Source organism: Rhodanobacter sp. FW510-R10 (assembly GCF_058781105.1).
Genome location: NZ_JBYSWL010000001.1, coordinates 219604 through 234350, shown reverse-complemented (window position 1 = coordinate 234350; position 14747 = coordinate 219604). Strand labels below are relative to the sequence as shown.

Genomic DNA, 14747 nt, shown 5'->3' with positions numbered 1-14747 from the left:
TGAAGTCGCCAGCGGCCAACCGTGTCCGGCGGGAGTGACACCCCCGCCGGATATGCTTGTCGGGGAGCCCGCGAGCGGGCTCCCACCGATCCCACAAGGATGAGTTCGAGTTACTTGAGCTGCTGGTAGAAGTTGCCGTTGGTATCCGCCGGCAACACCTTCGGCAGGCGCGGCGCCGGCAGGCTCAGGGCCGGCTGGCCCTTTGCGGTGAGCTTGGCGTTGAAGGCGGCGAGACCTGCCCCCTTCACCTCGTCCCACTTGGCCAGCACGGTCTTGGCAATCGCGCGTGCCTGGTCGCAGGCCTCGAGCTGTGCCTGGGTCGGGGCGCGGTCTGCCGATTCGAACGCCAGCGAGGCGGCCAGAGCGGCGTTGCTCACGTCCTTCAGCGTGGCCGGGGTCGGATAGGGCAGGCCGAAGCGCCGGGCGCCGCCGGATTCGGCAATGCCATCGAGGCTGGTCTTGAACGACTTGGCGGCCGGATTCGCGCCTTCCAGCTTGGCCACGGCCGCGCCGAGATCATGCGCCTGGCCGTAGGCCATGATCGTGGTGCGCGCGAGCTCGTACATTTCCACCGAGAGCTGGTTCGCCTGGGCGAGCTCAGCCGCCGGCACCGTCACGCGCGGGTCGAGGCGCACGGTCAGCGGCTGGGTCCAGGTCTTGCCCGCGGCCGTGAGGCGCACGGTGTACGTGCCGGGCGGCGCCCAGGGCGAGCTGGGCACGACCGAGCTGCGGTGCGGGATCACGATCGGCCGCCGGATTTCCGAGCGCTCCTGCGCCAGCGGCTGGTAGCGCATGCTCCAGCTGATGCGGTGCATGCCCGCCTTGGTCGACAGGGCCCTGGTCGGTGCCGGCCAGTACAGTGGGATGCTGCAGTCCGGCGCATGTGGGGTCGCGTGGCACACCTTGTTGTAGGCGTCCGGATCGAGCGCGGGATCCACCTCGCGGGTGAGGCCGCTCTCGTAGGTCCGCACCACCTTGCCGGCTGCATCCAGGATGTCGATGGTCAGCGGACCATCCACGTCGGAGGCAAGGTAGTAGTCGATGATGGCGCCGTTTGGCGGGTTCTCGCCCGAGGGGACTTCCGGCGGGAACGGCATCGAATCGTAGGTGACCAGGCGCACGCGCGTCGCCACCTGCGGCTTGAACAGGTAGGCCGGATCGGCCTGGCGTGCCTCGGCAATCTGGCGCAGCGGGGTCACGTCGTCCAGGATGTAGAAGCCGCGGCCATGCGTGCCGGCAATCAGGTCGGAGCAGCCGCACTTCTCGTCGTCCTTGATCTTCAGGTCGCGCACCGAGATCGCCGGCATGTCCAGGCGCAGGGATTGCCAATGGTCGCCATCGTCAAACGAAACCCAGACCTGGGTGTCCGTGCCGGCGTAGAGCAGGCCCGGCTTGCGCGGGTCTTCGCGGATGGTGTTGGTCAGCACGCCGGGATCGATGCCGTTGTTGATCTCGGTCCAGGTCTTGCCGCCATCATGCGTGCGCCACAGGTGCGGGTTCATGTCGTCGATGCGCATGGTGTTGGCGGCGGCATAAGCGGTCAGCTTGTCGAAGTGCCCGGCCTCGATGTTGTAGATGCGCGTCCACGGCTTGATTGCGGGCGGGGTCACGTTGGACCACTTGGCGCCGCCATCCAGGGTGACCTGGATATTGCCGTCGTCGGTGCCGGCCCAGAGCACGTCGGTGTCGAGCGGGGAAGCGGCGAGCGCGGTGATGCTGCCTTCGGCGCCTGGCTTGACCTGCTTGGAATACTTGCCTACGGAAGCCGGCGTCTTCCAGTCCGGCCGGGCCAGGTCGGGGCTGATGCGGGTCCAGCTATGCCCCTGGTCGGTGGTCTTCCACACCACGTTCGAGGCGTAGTAGAGCAGCGTCGGGTCCTTCGGCGACCACAGGAGCGGCATCGTGCGCACGTTGCGGTCGTAGCTCTTGCCGCGCTGCTCGCGCGACGGCCCGACCTGGGTGCTTTGCCCGGTGCGACGGTCATACAGGGTGACGTTGTTGCGGGCACTGCCGAACACCAGGTCCGGATCCTTCGGGTCGGGGGCGGCGATGCCGTACTCCTGGATGCTCACCGAGTGCCAGTCGTGGAACGTGATACGACCGTCCATCGAGCGGCTGTCGACGCAGGCCGAGCCCGAATCCTGCTGCCCGCTGCACACGCGATAGGGGAACGCATCGTCCGCAGTCACGTGGTACATCGCGCCGGTGAGCTGGTTGTACCAGGTGCTCCACGAAGCGCCGCGGTTGGCTGAGACCGTCGCGCCCTGGTCGACCACGACGAAGATGATGTTGGAGTTGTTTGGGTTGACCCAGGGCTTCTGGTAGTCATCCCCGTTCGGCCCGCCGCGGACCGCGTTCCAGGTGACGCCGCCATCCTCGGTGCGCCAGAACACGGTGGAGGCGGCGTAGACCACGTTTGCGTCCTTGCCGTCGACGGCCAGGGTCGGCAGGTCGCCGCCGCCAATGCGCGTCGCCGGCCGCGGGTCGAGCACGGCGTCCGGCGATGCGCCGGGATTGGCCGGGTCACGCGCGGCCAGGGTCCAGTGCTCGCCGCCGTCGCGGGACTTGTAGAACTGCACCGTGCCGGTCGTGCCTTCCTTAGCCGTAGGCACCTTACCGGCCGTGCCGGCCACCATGGCGTAGACGATGTTCGGGTTGCTCGGGGCGATGCTGAGGTTGGCTTCGATCACGCCGGCGGGCAGGCCGTCGGTCAGTTCCTTCCAGGTGCTGCCGCCGTCCGTGGACTTGAAGATGCCGCCCGCGGTGCCGCCGAACTCCTTGCCCTCGATGTAGCTCTGCTGCTGCTGCCACAGCCCGGCGTAGACGATGTCCGGGTTGCTGGGATCGATGCGCACGTCGTTGCCGCTGACGTACTCGTTCTTGTACAGCACTTTCTGGAACGTCTTGCCCCCGTCGGTGGAGCGGAAGATGCCACGCTCCTCGTTCGGGCCGTAGGGATGGCCGAGCGCGGCGACGAACAGGCGGTTTGGATCGCGCGGATCGACCGCGATGTGCGCAATCATCTGTGTGTCGCGCAAGCCGAGGTGGGTCCAGGTCTTGCCGGCGTCGGTGGATTTGTACATGCCATCGCCCACGGCGAGGTCCGGGCGGATGATGCCGGCGCCGGTGCCGACGTAGATGACGTTGGGGTCCGAAGGTGCCACGGCAATGGCACCGATCGAGCCGGTCGGCTCCTTGTCGAACAGCGGCACCCAGTTCGAGCCGTAGTCGGTCGAGCGCCACACGCCGCCGTTGTCGAAGCCGGCGTAGAACACGTTGGGTTGGCTGGGCACGCCATCCAATGCCCTGGCGCGGCCGCCGCGGGTCGGGCCGATGGTGCGCCAGTGCATCTCTGCGTAGTACTGCGTGGACCGGTCGGTTGGCGCCGTGGCGTTCGCTTGCGCCTTGGCCACCGAAGGCGGCGCCACGAGCGTGGTGACAGCCGCGACGAAGCCGGCAATGGTGAGGCCGAGCAGGCGTGAGATCGACATTCGGAGGCTCCGCAGGGAATGGGAAGAGGCGAACCCGGAACAATGACACTTGCTGGAGCGCCGTCACGCCTATGCGGGAATGACGAAATCCACGGAAAGTCTGATCTATCGGCGTCATCCCCGCGAAAGCGGGGATCCAGTGAAGTCAAGTTGTTGAAGTTTAAGGGCACTGGATTCCCGCTTCCGCGGGAATGACGATCAAGAGCATGTTGTTCAGACGATCCTCAAGGACCCCTGCGCTTGAGACAAGTGTTATTTGAACCCGGAACCTTACCAGCGCCCCGTTCCACTGACCAGCGTTTGGCCTCCCAGCCTCACGGTCCGTACCGCCCCACGCAGCGCGAAGACGGCCGGCTGCGCTTCTACCGGCTACCCTAGGCCGCTGGCGGCGACGGAGGTGAGTGTGGCGACGGAATGGGAAGCGTTGGTGGACGACGCGTTTGCGCGGCGCGACGTGCTGGGGGCGGCCGAGGTCGATGGGCGTCTGCGCCCGGCACTCGAGCGGATCCTGGACGAGTTGGAAGCCGGGCGCCTGCGCGTCGCGCAGCCCGATGGCGACGGTGGCTGGAGCGTCAACCAGTGGGTGAAGAAGGCGGTGCTGTTGTATTTCCGTGTCGCTGCCAACGCTGTCGTCGATGGTGGCCCGGCGCTGGCCTACGACAAGGTCCCCTTGCGTTTTGGCCACGGGGACGAGGCCAGCTTGCGCACCCTCGGCGCGCGCGTGGTTCCCGGCGCGCTGGTACGCCGGGGTGCGCATGTCGCGCCGGACGCGGTCCTGATGCCAAGCTACGTCAACATCGGTGCCTACGTGGGCCCCGGCAGCATGGTCGACACCTGGGCGACGGTCGGTTCCTGCGCCCAGATCGGTGCCGGCGTGCACCTCTCCGGCGGCGTCGGCATCGGCGGCGTGCTGGAACCGCTGCAGGCGGCGCCGACGATCATCGAGGACGGTTGTTTCATCGGCGCGCGTTCGGAGGTGGTGGAGGGCGTGGTGGTCGAGCGTGGCAGTGTCATCGGCATGGGCGTCTTCCTCGGCCAGTCGACGCGCATCTACGACCGCGCCAATGGCCAGACCAGTTACGGCCGCGTGCCCGCGGGCAGCGTGGTTGTCGCCGGCAGCCTGCCTGCCGCCGATGGCAGCCACAGTCTGTATGCGGCCATCATCGTCAAGCGGGTGGACGAGCGCACGCGCAGCAAGACCAGCATCAACGAGCTGCTGCGCGAGGCTTAGGGAATCCTGATTTGACGCCAGGTAGAGCTTCGGCGCCCTGGCACGATACCGGATGAGGCAAAGGCGGTTCCGGAAACGTCCACGCGATATGCTTCTGTGCTGATCATCTTCAATGACTTTGCGCCCGTACCCGGTGGATTTCCGGGCCGGCGCGCTCCGGGAATCAACATGGCGACGACCACCCTGTATGGCCTGCCCAACTGCGACACCTGCCGCAAGGCGCGTCGCTGGCTGGAGCGCTTCCACATCGAGCACGCGTTCGTGGACTACCGCGCCAATCCGGTGCCGGCGGCCACGCTGAAGCAATGGGCCGCGGCGCTCGGCGGATGGGAACACCTGGTCAACAAGTCGTCCACCACCTGGCGCCAGTTGTTGCCGCAACGCAAGGACCCGGGGCCGGGCAGCGATCCCGAATGGACGCTGCTGCTCAAGGAATATCCGGCGCTGATTCGCCGTCCAGTGGTCGTGCTGGCCGACGGCACGATCAGCGTGGGCTTCACCGACAACGCGTTCAAGCGCCTGTTTCCATGCTGACGCAGCATGGCCACGGCTTCGTTGCTACGCTGCGCGGTGGCGCCACAGTCCTCCTTCGTCATGCCTGATCGTCAACTCCTCGAGCTGCCCGCGGCACGCTGCGCCCCGCGCCCGCCAAGCGCCGGCGGGGCCGGGGCGTGAGCAGGCGTCCAGCCCAGCGCTATCGCGACAACCTGCGCATCGAACGCGACAACGAGGCGTTGTACGAGCGGCTCGCGGCGCTGGCCGACAGCGCCCGCCTGGGCCAGGCCTACCGGCGCATCGCCGCCGGCGAGCGGGCCAACGCGCAGTTCTGGGAGGAACGCCTGCGCCAGCTGGGCGAGCCGGTTCCGGCACTGCGGATCGGCGTGCGCGTCCGCATCCTGGGCTGGTTTGCGCAGCGCTTCGGCACCGGTTTCGTGATGCCGACCGTGGTGCGCCTGGAGCACGCCGATCATGCCGCCACCCCCGTTGACCGCAGCGGGCATCGCGACCATTTTGCCGACGCGCTTGCCAGCCCGGTCCAGCGCCATCGCCACCGCACCGGCAGCGGCAACACCCTGCGCGCGGCCGTGCTCGGCGCCAACGACGGCCTGGTGTCGAATGTCAGTCTGGTCATGGGCATGGCCGGTGCCGTGGCCGGCGACCACGCCGTGCTGCTGGCCGGCCTGGCTGGCCTGGTGGCAGGCGCCTGTTCAATGGCCATGGGTGAGTGGCTGTCGGTGAACAGCTCGCGCGAGTTCTATCAGGCCCAGATCACCGCGCGCGCCGAACGCTTTGCCGTGGCGCCCGAGGACGGCAAGCGGCACATCGCCGATCTTTATCGCGACAAGGGCCTGCAGCCGGCTGCCGCCGAGCATTTGGCCGGCCATGTCGCCGAGGCGCCGCGCGCGGCGCTGGACATGCTGGTGCGCGAGGAGCTCGGCGTCGACCCGGGTGAACTCGGCGGCTCGGCGTGGAGCGCGGCGGTGTCCTCGTTCTGCATGTTCGCGTGCGGCGCCTGGTTTCCCGTGGCGCCGTATTTTTTCCTGGGCGGGAAAGCCGCGCTGGTCGCCAGTGCCGGCACGACGTTGCTGGGCCTGACCCTGATCGGCCTCGGCACGGCGCTGTTCACCGGCCGCGGCGTGTTGTTCTCGATCGCGCGGCAGGCGGCGATCACCACGGCCGCGGCAACGATCACCTATGCCGTGGGCCATCTGCTGGGCGTGGCACTGGGGACCTGAGGGCTTGCTATGCTGCGGCGTCGCCATTGCGCCAAGCAGGCTGCCCATGTCCGCCGTCCTGGATCTTGCCCGCGAGTTGATCGCCCGCCGGTCGCTGACCCCGGACGACGCCGGTTGCCAGGCGCTGATTGGCACGCGGCTCGCGCGGGCCGGGTTTCGCGTCGAGTACGCGCACCACGGAGCGGTGGACAACCTCTGGGCCACGCATGGCGAAGTTGGTGCCCGGGACGACGCTCCGCTGCTGATGTTCCTCGGCCATACCGACGTGGTGCCGAGCGGGCCCGAGGCCGCCTGGCACAGCCCGCCGTTCGCGCCGACGATCCGCGATGGCCTTCTATACGGTCGCGGTGCCGCCGACATGAAGGGATCGGTGGCGGCCATGGTGGTGGCGCTCGAGCAGTTCGTGGCGGCCTGTCCGGCGCATGCCGGCCGCGTCGGTCTGCTGCTGACCAGCGACGAGGAAGGGCCGACCAACCTGGATGGCGTGCGCAAGCTGGCCGAGCGCTTCCGGGCCATTGGCGAGCGCATCGACTGGTGCGTCGTCGGCGAGCCATCGGCGAGCAGCGTGTTGGGTGACCGCATCCGCGTGGGGCGCCGCGGTTCGCTGTCGGCCACGCTGCGCGTGCGTGGCGTGCAGGGTCACGTGGCTTATCCGGAAAACGCACTGAACCCGATCCACGCCTTCGCGCCGGCGCTGGCCGAGCTGGCCGCCGAGCGCTGGGATGAGGGCGACGCGGACTTCCCGCCCACGTCCATGCAGGTCTCCAACCTGCACGCCGGCACCGGTGCGGGCAACGTCATCCCGGGCGAGCTGACGGCGCTGTTCAATTTCCGCTACGGCACGGCCAGCACGCTGGAGGCCTTGCGCGCGCGCAGCGAGGCGATCCTGTGCCGGCATGACCTGGATTTCCAGATCGAGTGGAGCGCGTCCGGCGCGCCCTTCCTGGCCCCGGCCGGCGGCCGGCTGCGCGGGGTCGTGGTCGACGTCTGCCGCGAGTTGTGCGGCCGCGAGCCGGAGCAGAGCACCGGTGGAGGCACCTCGGATGGCCGCTTCATTGCTCCGCTCGGCGCAGAGGTGGTGGAGCTCGGGCCGGTCAATGCCAGCATCCACAAGGTTGACGAATGCATCGCGCTGGATGAGCTGGAAATGCTTCCGGCCGTCTACCGAGCCATTTGCGAACGCCTGCTGCCCTGATGGTGATTTTCCCTCTCCCCCCACGATGAAGCCGTCGTGGGAGAGGGAGAGTTACCTGAAGCCATCGGCGAGAGAGAGGTTTACGTAAAGCCGGCACGGAAGAGGGAGTTCCAAGCCGAAGCAGTCAGCGATCCATCTCGCGGCGGGCGCGGCGTTCGCGTTTCCAGTGCAGGTAGCGCCGTTCGATGCACAGCGTGCCGCGCCGCGCCGGACGGCGCAGCAGGGGCACGTCCAGCGCGAGCAACAGGACGCCGAGCGGCAGCATCCACAGGCCGAACACGGGCAGGATGGCGAGCAGGCCACCCACGATCAGGAACATGCCGAGTGGCACGCGCACCCAGCGCGACGCGGGCGCGCGCAGCCAGCGCAGGATGCGCATCAGCCATCCCGGCAGCTGCCGCTCCATGCGGTCCAGCAGCCGGTTCAGGCGATACAGGTCGTCGTACTTGCTCATCGTGCGGGGGTCAGCGTCAACGTGTGGCGGACCGGACCGGGCAGCAGGGGCATCGGGTGTCCGTCAGCCCAGGCCGCGTATCCGGCGCCAAAGAACGGCGACAGCGGATTGTCACTCTGTCCGCCGGGCATGCCCAGGCGGCCGTGCGCTTCGTCGCCGGGAGCGACCGCGAGACGTTCGGAGGCGCCAAATCCCGGTGCGGCGACGCGCGGCATGTCGCGGTCGCCGGGCAAGGCTTGATCGGGCATGTCGATGAAACGCGCCAGCCACGCTGGCAGTGCCGGGGCGAGTGGATGGCGGATGGCGCTGCGGTTGTGCTCGCCCCAGGTGCGTGCGGCCAGGCCACCAGGCTGGGTGCCGAGCGTCGCAACGACCTTGCGGGCAGCGGCCAAGAGCAGGGCATGCCAGTCGGCGTACTGACGGTCGAGTAGATGTTCGGGCCGGGCGCGGAGCAGCATCCATACCGCGGCTTCAGCTGGGCTGCCCTGTGGCCAGGTGAAATCCGGATAGCGTTCCCTGACCATGGCCGCGAACGGTGCCAAGGCGGCATCGGTGACCTGGATGCGGAACTCGCGCACCAGCCGGTAATCCACGCTGCGCGTCGCGGCCCGATCCTGCCAGTTGGCGGTGAGCTTGCGCAGCTGTTGCAAGCCGGGATCGGTGGCGTCGGCCAGTGTTCTTTGCAGCAGGCGCTGCCAGCGCGTGAGCAGCACGGCACGGTCGTCGAGCTGGATGTCGGTGAGGTTGCCGGGCACGAAGGACCGGTGTGCGTAGAGGTCGTTGCGGATCTGCTGCGCGCGGGCGCCAAGGTCGTAGCCGCCGTCACCGAGCAGGGCCAGCGCAGTCCCGCCGGTGGTGCGGTTGTTGGCCGTCCACAGCCGACCGGACGCCGGGTCCTCGATGCGCGGGTACTGCGCGGCATCAGCCCAGCCCCGCCAGCCAGCGCCGGCGCTTGACCAGTCGGTCGGCACCAGCGGGTTGGCTGGACCACGCAGCGGCAGGCTGTTGCCGGCAATGGTCCAGCCAATGTGCCCGGCATCATCTGCCACCAGCAGGTTTTGTGCCGGAATGCCGAGTTGTGGTCCAAGATCGAGCGCGGCGTCGACCGTGGCGGCATGCTCCATGCGCACCAGATTCAGGTTGTACGCCCGCGGCTGGGCGCCGACCCAGGACAGCGCCAGCGGCACGCCATCGGTATCCGCGCCCATGATCGGTCCCCAGCGGGTCTGTGCGATGTCCAGCTCGACGTCCGCGCCACCCTTGACTGCAATGTGCTCGACGTGGTGCTCGATCCGCGCCCAGCCATCGGGCACCTTGTAGCGTTCCGGGTCGTCGGGGTCGCGCAGCACGCGCACCCAGTCGGCCCAGTCGCCGGCGCTGTTGGTGAAGCCCCAGGCGACCTGGCCGTTGGAGCCGACGACCAGGGCCGGCATGCCGGGCAGGCTCACGCCATTGAGGTCGCGCTCGCCGCCTGGCGCGGCGGGGTCGGGGTAACGCAGGCGGGTACGGAACCAGATGTTTGGCACGCCGAGGCGCAGGTGCATGTCGTTGGCGAGCAGGGCCGCGCCGTTGGCGGTCAGCTGGCCGGCGACGGCAAAGCTGTTGCTGCCGATATATTTCGACTGGGTGGCCGGCTGCAGTGCCGCGGCGAGGCTGGCGCTGGCCGGGCGCGACGGTTGCGAGCGCAGGTCGATCATCCCGGCGTCCGGCAATACCGGGCGGCGCGACAGGGCACCTTGCAGCGGCGCCTCCCAGTCCGGGTCAGGGGCCAGCAGGAAATCCGCCAACGGCCTGGGCAGGACCGCCCGCATTTGCGCCAGGCGCAATTCGCGCAGGTTGTTGCCGTTGTCCTGCAGCTCCAGGTACATGGCGGCGATCATCAGCATGCTGTCGTCCACCTGCCAGCGCTGCGGCTTGGTCCGCAGCAGCAGATATTCCCAGGGTCGTACGCGCAGCGCGGCGAGCCCGGCGTTGACCCCGTCGCGATAGCGCTGCAATTGCGCCTGCTGCCCGGCCGGCAACTGCAGGTAGGCGGCATGCACCACGGCGCGCAGGCGGTGCCGGCGATGGTCCAGGTCGAGCGGCAAGGCGCGTGGGCCCAGCAGGGCGGCCAGTTCGCCGGCCGCGGCGCGGCGCATCAGGTCCATGGCGAAGAAGCGTTCCTGGGCATGCACGAAACCCAGGGCATAACTGAGATCCGCCCGGTCGGCTCCGGTCACGGTAAGCGTGCCGAGGGCATCGCGCTGCAGCGTGACGCGGTCATGCAGGCCGGGCAGCGCGCGCTGGCCATCCAGCTGGGCGCGGCTGCTCGCCAGCAGCCACCACCCCGCGCCGGCGAGCACGATCGCTGCGGCCAGGAAGGCTGCGCCCGTCCAGCGCAGCAGGTGCCAATGCCGTGCGGTCATGGCTTGGCAAACACGGCAAAGATCCCGGCATAGGGCTTGACCATGAAGTTCGGTGCCCCGGCGTAATCCTGACCGTCCACGTAGAGCTGTGAAATGCTGCCATCCAGGTACAGGGCGTCGCGGCAGCCAAGCTTGTCGCGAAACAGGCTGGCGAAGGCATGGAAGTTCACTGGCACCTCGCTGACCGCAAACACCACCCTGCCCGGCGTCTGGGCGCACACCCCGCTGCGGAATTTCACGCTGCCCGAATCATCGATGAATTGGGCGTTGAGCTTGCCGTCGATGACCAACATGGGCCCCGATTGCGTGGCCCATTGCACAGGCTGATCGGCGGCCTTGAACGCCTCGCTGGTGTGTACCGCGGCGTGCCCATCTGGATAAATGGCGAACACGCCGTTGGGCAGCAGGGAGAAGTTGCCGGAAGCCGGGTTGCCGTGGGTCAGGTTGAGCGGTACCAGGGTCTTGCCGTTTTCCACGTGCAGGCCCAGCGGTGCGGACTGCTTGTCATAGATGCCGGCATTGGCGGCAAACAACAGGCGCTGGCCATGTTCGGCGCCCCAGGCACGCAGCGATTCGATGCTGCCGAAGGCTTGGCCGTTTTGCGGGTTGCGCCAATGCAGCGATAGCACTTCGTGCTTGAGATCGATGCGCACCACACGGTAGTTCAGGCCGGCATAGGTGATCTCCTTGCTGTCCAGCGGAGATGCGGCGCCGGCGCACGCACACAGGCTGGCCAGCAGCGCTGGCAGCAACAGGTTGCGCCACGTGCAGGGGTGACGACGTGACTTGGCAATGGAGGATCGGGTCATCCGGGGATGGTCGCTGCGCACGTGGATGGACGCAAGGGCGTCGGGAAGCTGCGGGCCGGCAACGTTGGTCACCGTTACAATGTCGGTTTTGAATCGTGGGATGGCACCATGCCGTATGCGCCGATCATGGGTACCTTGGGATATGTGTTGTCGCCCGACGGCACGCAAGTCCTGATGATCAACCGCAATGCGCGCCCGGACGACCAACATCTTGGCAAGTACAACGGCCTGGGCGGCAAGCTGGAAGCCAATGAGGACGTGGCGGCGGGCATGCGCCGCGAAATCATGGAAGAGGCCGGCATCACCTGCACCTCGATGCGCCTGCGCGGCACGGTGAACTGGCCGGGATTCGGCATCCACGGTGAGGATTGGTTCGGCTTCATCTTCCTGATCGAAAGCTACGAGGGTACGCCGCTCCCGGGCAACCATGAAGGGACGCTGCAGTGGGTTGCCCGCGAACGCTTGCACGAGCTGCCGATGTGGGATGGCGATCGCTATTTCCTGCCGCTGGTGTTTGACGACGACCCGCGCCCGTTCCACGGCGTGATGCCGTATCACGGTGGGCATGTAGTGTCCTGGTCGATGACCCGCATGTAGCCGGGCCACGCGGCATCAGGGCACGTCGGCGGTCCATGTCGGGTTGGCGAACTTTTCTGCCGCCCGGACCTGGGCGGCGGCGATTTCCTCGCTGCGCAAGGCATCGTCGTGCAGGCCGTGCAGCCTTCGGAACGTACCGATCATGGCCTCGATCACGCTGGCGCGCGACAGGCCGGTTTGGCTGCGCAGCGGATCCACCCGCTTGGCGGCACTCTTGGTGCCCTTGTCGGAGAGTTTTTCCCGCCCGATGCGCAGCACCTCGAGCATCTTGGTGGTGTCGATGTCGTAGGCCATGGTGACGTGATGCAACACGGCGCCACCGCGCCGGACCTGCGCGGCGCCGGCAATCTTGCCGCCGGCCGAGGTGATGTCGTTCAGCGGCTGGTACCACGCCTCGATGCCCAGTTCGCCCAGTGCCGCCAGCACCCATTCGTCCATGTAGGCATAGGCGGCGCTGAAAGGCAGGCCCTGGATCAGCGACTGCGGGGCGTAGATCGAATAGGTGATGGTGTTGCCGGGTTCGATGAACATGGCGCCGCCGCCGCTGATGCGCCGCACCACCTCGATGCCGTGCCGCTCGGCGGCCTCGGCGTCGACTTCGTTGCGCAGCGACTGAAAGCGGCCGATCACCACCGCCGAGGACGCCCACTCCCAGATGCGCAAGGTCGGCTGGCGCCGCCCGCTGCCCACTTCGTCGGTCAGCACCGCATCCAGCGCCATGTGCTGGCTCGGGGTCTGTGCGTCGGTGTGGATTAACTGCCAATCGTGGTCACGCCAGGTCGTGCGGCTCATGCGCCGTGCTCCCCGTGCAGCGCGCGTTGCACCGCGGTGGCCACCGCGTCGGGCGAGATGCCGTAGAGCATCGCCGTGGCGGGAATGGCGGCCTCGATGGCGCGGGTCATGGCGGCTTGCGGGAGGTTCGCCTCCAGCCCGTCGAGTGCGGCGTCGATGACATGCAGCACGCCGTCGGGCTCGAGGAAAAAGTCCCCGCTCAACTGGACATTGGCCAGCCTGCCGGCCCGTACCTCGAGGTCGATCACCACCAGCTTGCCGCCTGGCATCTTGTATTCACCGTGCATGGCTTTCTCATGGGCGTATCGCCCAAGAATACCGGCCCGGCGGCGGCTGGGCCAATGACCGTGGTCATGCGGCGTGCACTCCACTCCCCGGCGATGTGGCCGTCCGGGGAGTGTGCGCGGATAGCGTGCAGGCCTGGACTTCCGGCGCAACTGAAGCCATGACTCCTTCTCCCCCAAACGATGGAGCCGTCAGGGGCAGAGGGAGTGCTACCAGCGACCGCGCGGGCTCAAATGGCCCTGGCCGACGCTGATGGACATGCGCACCCCGCCGGTGGGTTGGTCACAGCTGCCGTAGCGCTTGCTGACGTTGACGGTGCCTGATTCATAGCTGCCGGTGCCGATGCGGCTGCCGCTCATCACCCCCGCGCCGACGCTGCCGTGGACCTGGGGTTCGTTGTAGGTCGAGTCATCGCAGGGCGGCGCGACCGGTGCGTCGGCCACGGTATTGCCCATGCGTCCGCTGGTGTCGCCGTAATACACGCCGGGCGCCGTGTTGGCTGCCGGCACCGCGGTTGGCGATGGTGTCCTGGTGGTGCCGGCCGCTGTTGGCGTCGCCTCGCCAGGCAACTTGAGGTTGAGCGGTGGTGGCGCCTGGGCGCAGGCGGCCGCAGCGATCAGCAGACCGGCGGCGGCAAGGAGGGTAGCGGTGAGGTGGTGCATGGACGTACTCCGCAAGACAGGGATGTAACGCGCCACGGACCACGGCGTGCACACGTCGACTTGGAAACGTGGCGCGACGGTAAGTTCATCTGCTCGCGGGTGGTTCCGGGACTCCAATGCGGGCGGAGCCAGTGTGCCTACCACGCAGGATCGGTGAATGGCGCCACCCGGACGAGCGCACCAACATTGCCCAACCTGGTTTCGGCTAAAGTCTGGGCATGAACAACCGCCTCGACGCCTGGCAACTGTCCGGGCAAACCATCCTAGTCACCGGGGCCAGTCGCGGCATTGGTTACGCCACGGCGAGGGAATTGGCCGGGCTCGGTGCCGACTTGCTGCTGGTCGCACGCGATGCCGACCGCCTGGAGCAGGTCCGTGGCGAGCTCGCTGGCGAATTCGACGCGCGTGAAGTGCTTGCCTTTGCGGCCGACCTCACCGAGGCCGAGGAGCGCCTGGCGGTGTTCGACTGGATCCATGATCTGGGCATGTCGCTGTCAATGCTGGTCAACAATGTCGGCGGCAATCATCCGGCCGCCACGCTCGATTATGCGGATGCCGATGTCCAGGCCATCTTCGAGCAGAACCTGTTCAGCGCATTTGCCATGTGCCGCCTGGCGCACCCGCAACTCGTGCAGCACGCGCACGCGGCCATCGTCAACGTCGGTTCGGTGTCGGGCGTGACCCATGTGCGTACCGGCTCGGCCTATGGCATGAGCAAGGCTGCATTGCACCAGCTCACCCGCAACCTGGCCGTGGAGTGGGCGGTGGATGGCATACGCGTCAATGCCGTGGCGCCCTGGTATATACGTACCCAGCGCTCGGAACCGGCACTCGCCGATGACGATTATCTCGACCAAGTGCTGGAGCGCACGCCGCTGGAGCGAATTGGCGAACCTGAAGAGGTTGCCGCGGCCATCGCCTTCCTGTGTCTTCCGGCAGCCAGCTACATCACAGGCCAGGTGTTGGCCGTGGATGGCGGCTTTCTCGCCTGCGGGTTCTGAGCCGTAACTTGGTTATCTTCCGGGATCCCGCAAGGCCCCACCCGGAATTCCCTGGTAATGAAGGGATGCAAGCCTGAACGAGGTCCCGC

The 14747-nt window shown here is 67.7% G+C and carries 13 protein-coding genes; 6 read left to right on the top strand and 7 right to left on the bottom strand.

From position 1 onward, the window contains the following. Nucleotides 1–110 precede the first annotated feature (110 nt). Nucleotides 111–3491, bottom strand: coding sequence for a WD40/YVTN/BNR-like repeat-containing protein (locus tag AC3WJB_RS00895; RefSeq protein WP_492677779.1), 3381 nt, complete (start codon nucleotides 3489–3491; stop codon nucleotides 111–113). Between the two features lie 382 nt (nucleotides 3492–3873). On the opposite strand from AC3WJB_RS00895, the gene dapD reads away from it, so the two are divergent. The 4 genes from dapD to dapE all read left to right on the top strand — a co-directional run bounded on the left by dapD (nucleotide 3874) and on the right by dapE (nucleotide 7653). Next, the gene (gene dapD / locus AC3WJB_RS00890) at nucleotides 3874–4722 is read left to right on the top strand and encodes a 2,3,4,5-tetrahydropyridine-2,6-dicarboxylate N-succinyltransferase (protein ID WP_492683020.1); all 849 of its coding nucleotides are present in this window, start codon (nucleotides 3874–3876) and stop codon (nucleotides 4720–4722) included. A 168-nt stretch (nucleotides 4723–4890) separates the two neighbouring features. Beyond that, entirely contained in the window at nucleotides 4891–5256 is a 366-nt protein-coding gene (locus AC3WJB_RS00885) for a Spx/MgsR family RNA polymerase-binding regulatory protein (RefSeq protein ID WP_492677777.1), read from the top strand. 137 nt (nucleotides 5257–5393) lie between these two features. Beyond that, nucleotides 5394–6458: a VIT1/CCC1 transporter family protein gene (locus AC3WJB_RS00880; RefSeq protein WP_492677775.1), complete on the top strand. Its 1065-nt coding sequence runs from the start codon at nucleotides 5394–5396 to the stop codon at nucleotides 6456–6458. Between the two features lie 46 nt (nucleotides 6459–6504). Then, the gene (gene dapE, locus AC3WJB_RS00875) at nucleotides 6505–7653 is read left to right on the top strand and encodes a succinyl-diaminopimelate desuccinylase (protein ID WP_492677773.1); all 1149 of its coding nucleotides are present in this window, start codon (nucleotides 6505–6507) and stop codon (nucleotides 7651–7653) included. Nucleotides 7654–7777: 124 nt separating this feature from the next. On the opposite strand, the gene AC3WJB_RS00870 is transcribed toward dapE, so the two are convergent. From AC3WJB_RS00870 to AC3WJB_RS00860, 3 genes are read right to left on the bottom strand one after another with little or no spacing between them, the layout of a single operon-like run. Beyond that, nucleotides 7778–8107 carry a hypothetical protein gene (locus AC3WJB_RS00870; protein ID WP_492677771.1) on the bottom strand — a complete coding sequence of 110 codons (330 nt, stop codon included), beginning with the start codon at nucleotides 8105–8107 and terminating at the stop codon, nucleotides 7778–7780. Further along, complete coding sequence (locus AC3WJB_RS00865; protein WP_492677769.1) at nucleotides 8104–10512, bottom strand: penicillin acylase family protein; 2409 nt, start codon at nucleotides 10510–10512, stop codon at nucleotides 8104–8106. Before AC3WJB_RS00865 ends, AC3WJB_RS00870 begins: the two co-directional genes overlap by 4 nt. Next, nucleotides 10509–11321: a phosphodiester glycosidase family protein gene (locus tag AC3WJB_RS00860; RefSeq protein ID WP_492677767.1), complete on the bottom strand. Its 813-nt coding sequence runs from the start codon at nucleotides 11319–11321 to the stop codon at nucleotides 10509–10511. Before AC3WJB_RS00860 ends, AC3WJB_RS00865 begins: the two co-directional genes overlap by 4 nt. A gap of 108 nt (nucleotides 11322–11429) precedes the next feature. Between AC3WJB_RS00860 and AC3WJB_RS00855 the strand changes: the two genes are divergently transcribed. After that, nucleotides 11430–11918 (top strand): NUDIX hydrolase, encoded by a 489-nt coding sequence (locus AC3WJB_RS00855; RefSeq protein WP_492677765.1) that lies wholly within the window; start codon nucleotides 11430–11432, stop codon nucleotides 11916–11918. 15 nt (nucleotides 11919–11933) lie between these two features. Here AC3WJB_RS00855 and AC3WJB_RS00850 read toward each other — a convergent pair whose 3' ends face one another. From AC3WJB_RS00850 to AC3WJB_RS00840, 3 genes are all read right to left on the bottom strand, one after another. Next, nucleotides 11934–12710 (bottom strand): lipoate--protein ligase family protein, encoded by a 777-nt coding sequence (locus AC3WJB_RS00850; protein ID WP_492677763.1) that lies wholly within the window; start codon nucleotides 12708–12710, stop codon nucleotides 11934–11936. Further along, nucleotides 12707–12997, bottom strand: coding sequence for a lipoate-protein ligase small subunit (gene lplB, locus AC3WJB_RS00845; protein ID WP_492677761.1), 291 nt, complete (start codon nucleotides 12995–12997; stop codon nucleotides 12707–12709). Before lplB ends, AC3WJB_RS00850 begins: the two co-directional genes overlap by 4 nt. 207 nt (nucleotides 12998–13204) lie before the next feature. Beyond that, nucleotides 13205–13657 carry a hypothetical protein gene (locus AC3WJB_RS00840; RefSeq protein WP_492677759.1) on the bottom strand — a complete coding sequence of 151 codons (453 nt, stop codon included), beginning with the start codon at nucleotides 13655–13657 and terminating at the stop codon, nucleotides 13205–13207. A 218-nt stretch (nucleotides 13658–13875) separates the two neighbouring features. On the opposite strand from AC3WJB_RS00840, the gene AC3WJB_RS00835 reads away from it, so the two are divergent. Then, nucleotides 13876–14658: an SDR family oxidoreductase gene (locus AC3WJB_RS00835; RefSeq protein WP_492677757.1), complete on the top strand. Its 783-nt coding sequence runs from the start codon at nucleotides 13876–13878 to the stop codon at nucleotides 14656–14658. The last annotated feature ends 89 nt before the right edge of the window (nucleotides 14659–14747 follow it).

Coding starts and splice junctions, on each gene's coding strand:
- AC3WJB_RS00895 (WP_492677779.1), bottom strand. CDS start 3,491: ATGTCGATCTCACGCCTGCTCGGCCTCACCATTGCCGGCTTCGTCGCG.
- AC3WJB_RS00885 (WP_492677777.1), top strand. CDS start 4,891: ATGGCGACGACCACCCTGTATGGCCTGCCCAACTGCGACACCTGCCGC.
- dapE (WP_492677773.1), top strand. CDS start 6,505: ATGTCCGCCGTCCTGGATCTTGCCCGCGAGTTGATCGCCCGCCGGTCG.
- AC3WJB_RS00870 (WP_492677771.1), bottom strand. CDS start 8,107: ATGAGCAAGTACGACGACCTGTATCGCCTGAACCGGCTGCTGGACCGC.
- AC3WJB_RS00865 (WP_492677769.1), bottom strand. CDS start 10,512: ATGACCGCACGGCATTGGCACCTGCTGCGCTGGACGGGCGCAGCCTTC.
- AC3WJB_RS00860 (WP_492677767.1), bottom strand. CDS start 11,321: ATGACCCGATCCTCCATTGCCAAGTCACGTCGTCACCCCTGCACGTGG.
- AC3WJB_RS00855 (WP_492677765.1), top strand. CDS start 11,430: ATGCCGTATGCGCCGATCATGGGTACCTTGGGATATGTGTTGTCGCCC.
- AC3WJB_RS00850 (WP_492677763.1), bottom strand. CDS start 12,710: ATGAGCCGCACGACCTGGCGTGACCACGATTGGCAGTTAATCCACACC.
- lplB (WP_492677761.1), bottom strand. CDS start 12,997: ATGCACGGTGAATACAAGATGCCAGGCGGCAAGCTGGTGGTGATCGAC.
- AC3WJB_RS00840 (WP_492677759.1), bottom strand. CDS start 13,657: ATGCACCACCTCACCGCTACCCTCCTTGCCGCCGCCGGTCTGCTGATC.
- AC3WJB_RS00835 (WP_492677757.1), top strand. CDS start 13,876: ATGAACAACCGCCTCGACGCCTGGCAACTGTCCGGGCAAACCATCCTA.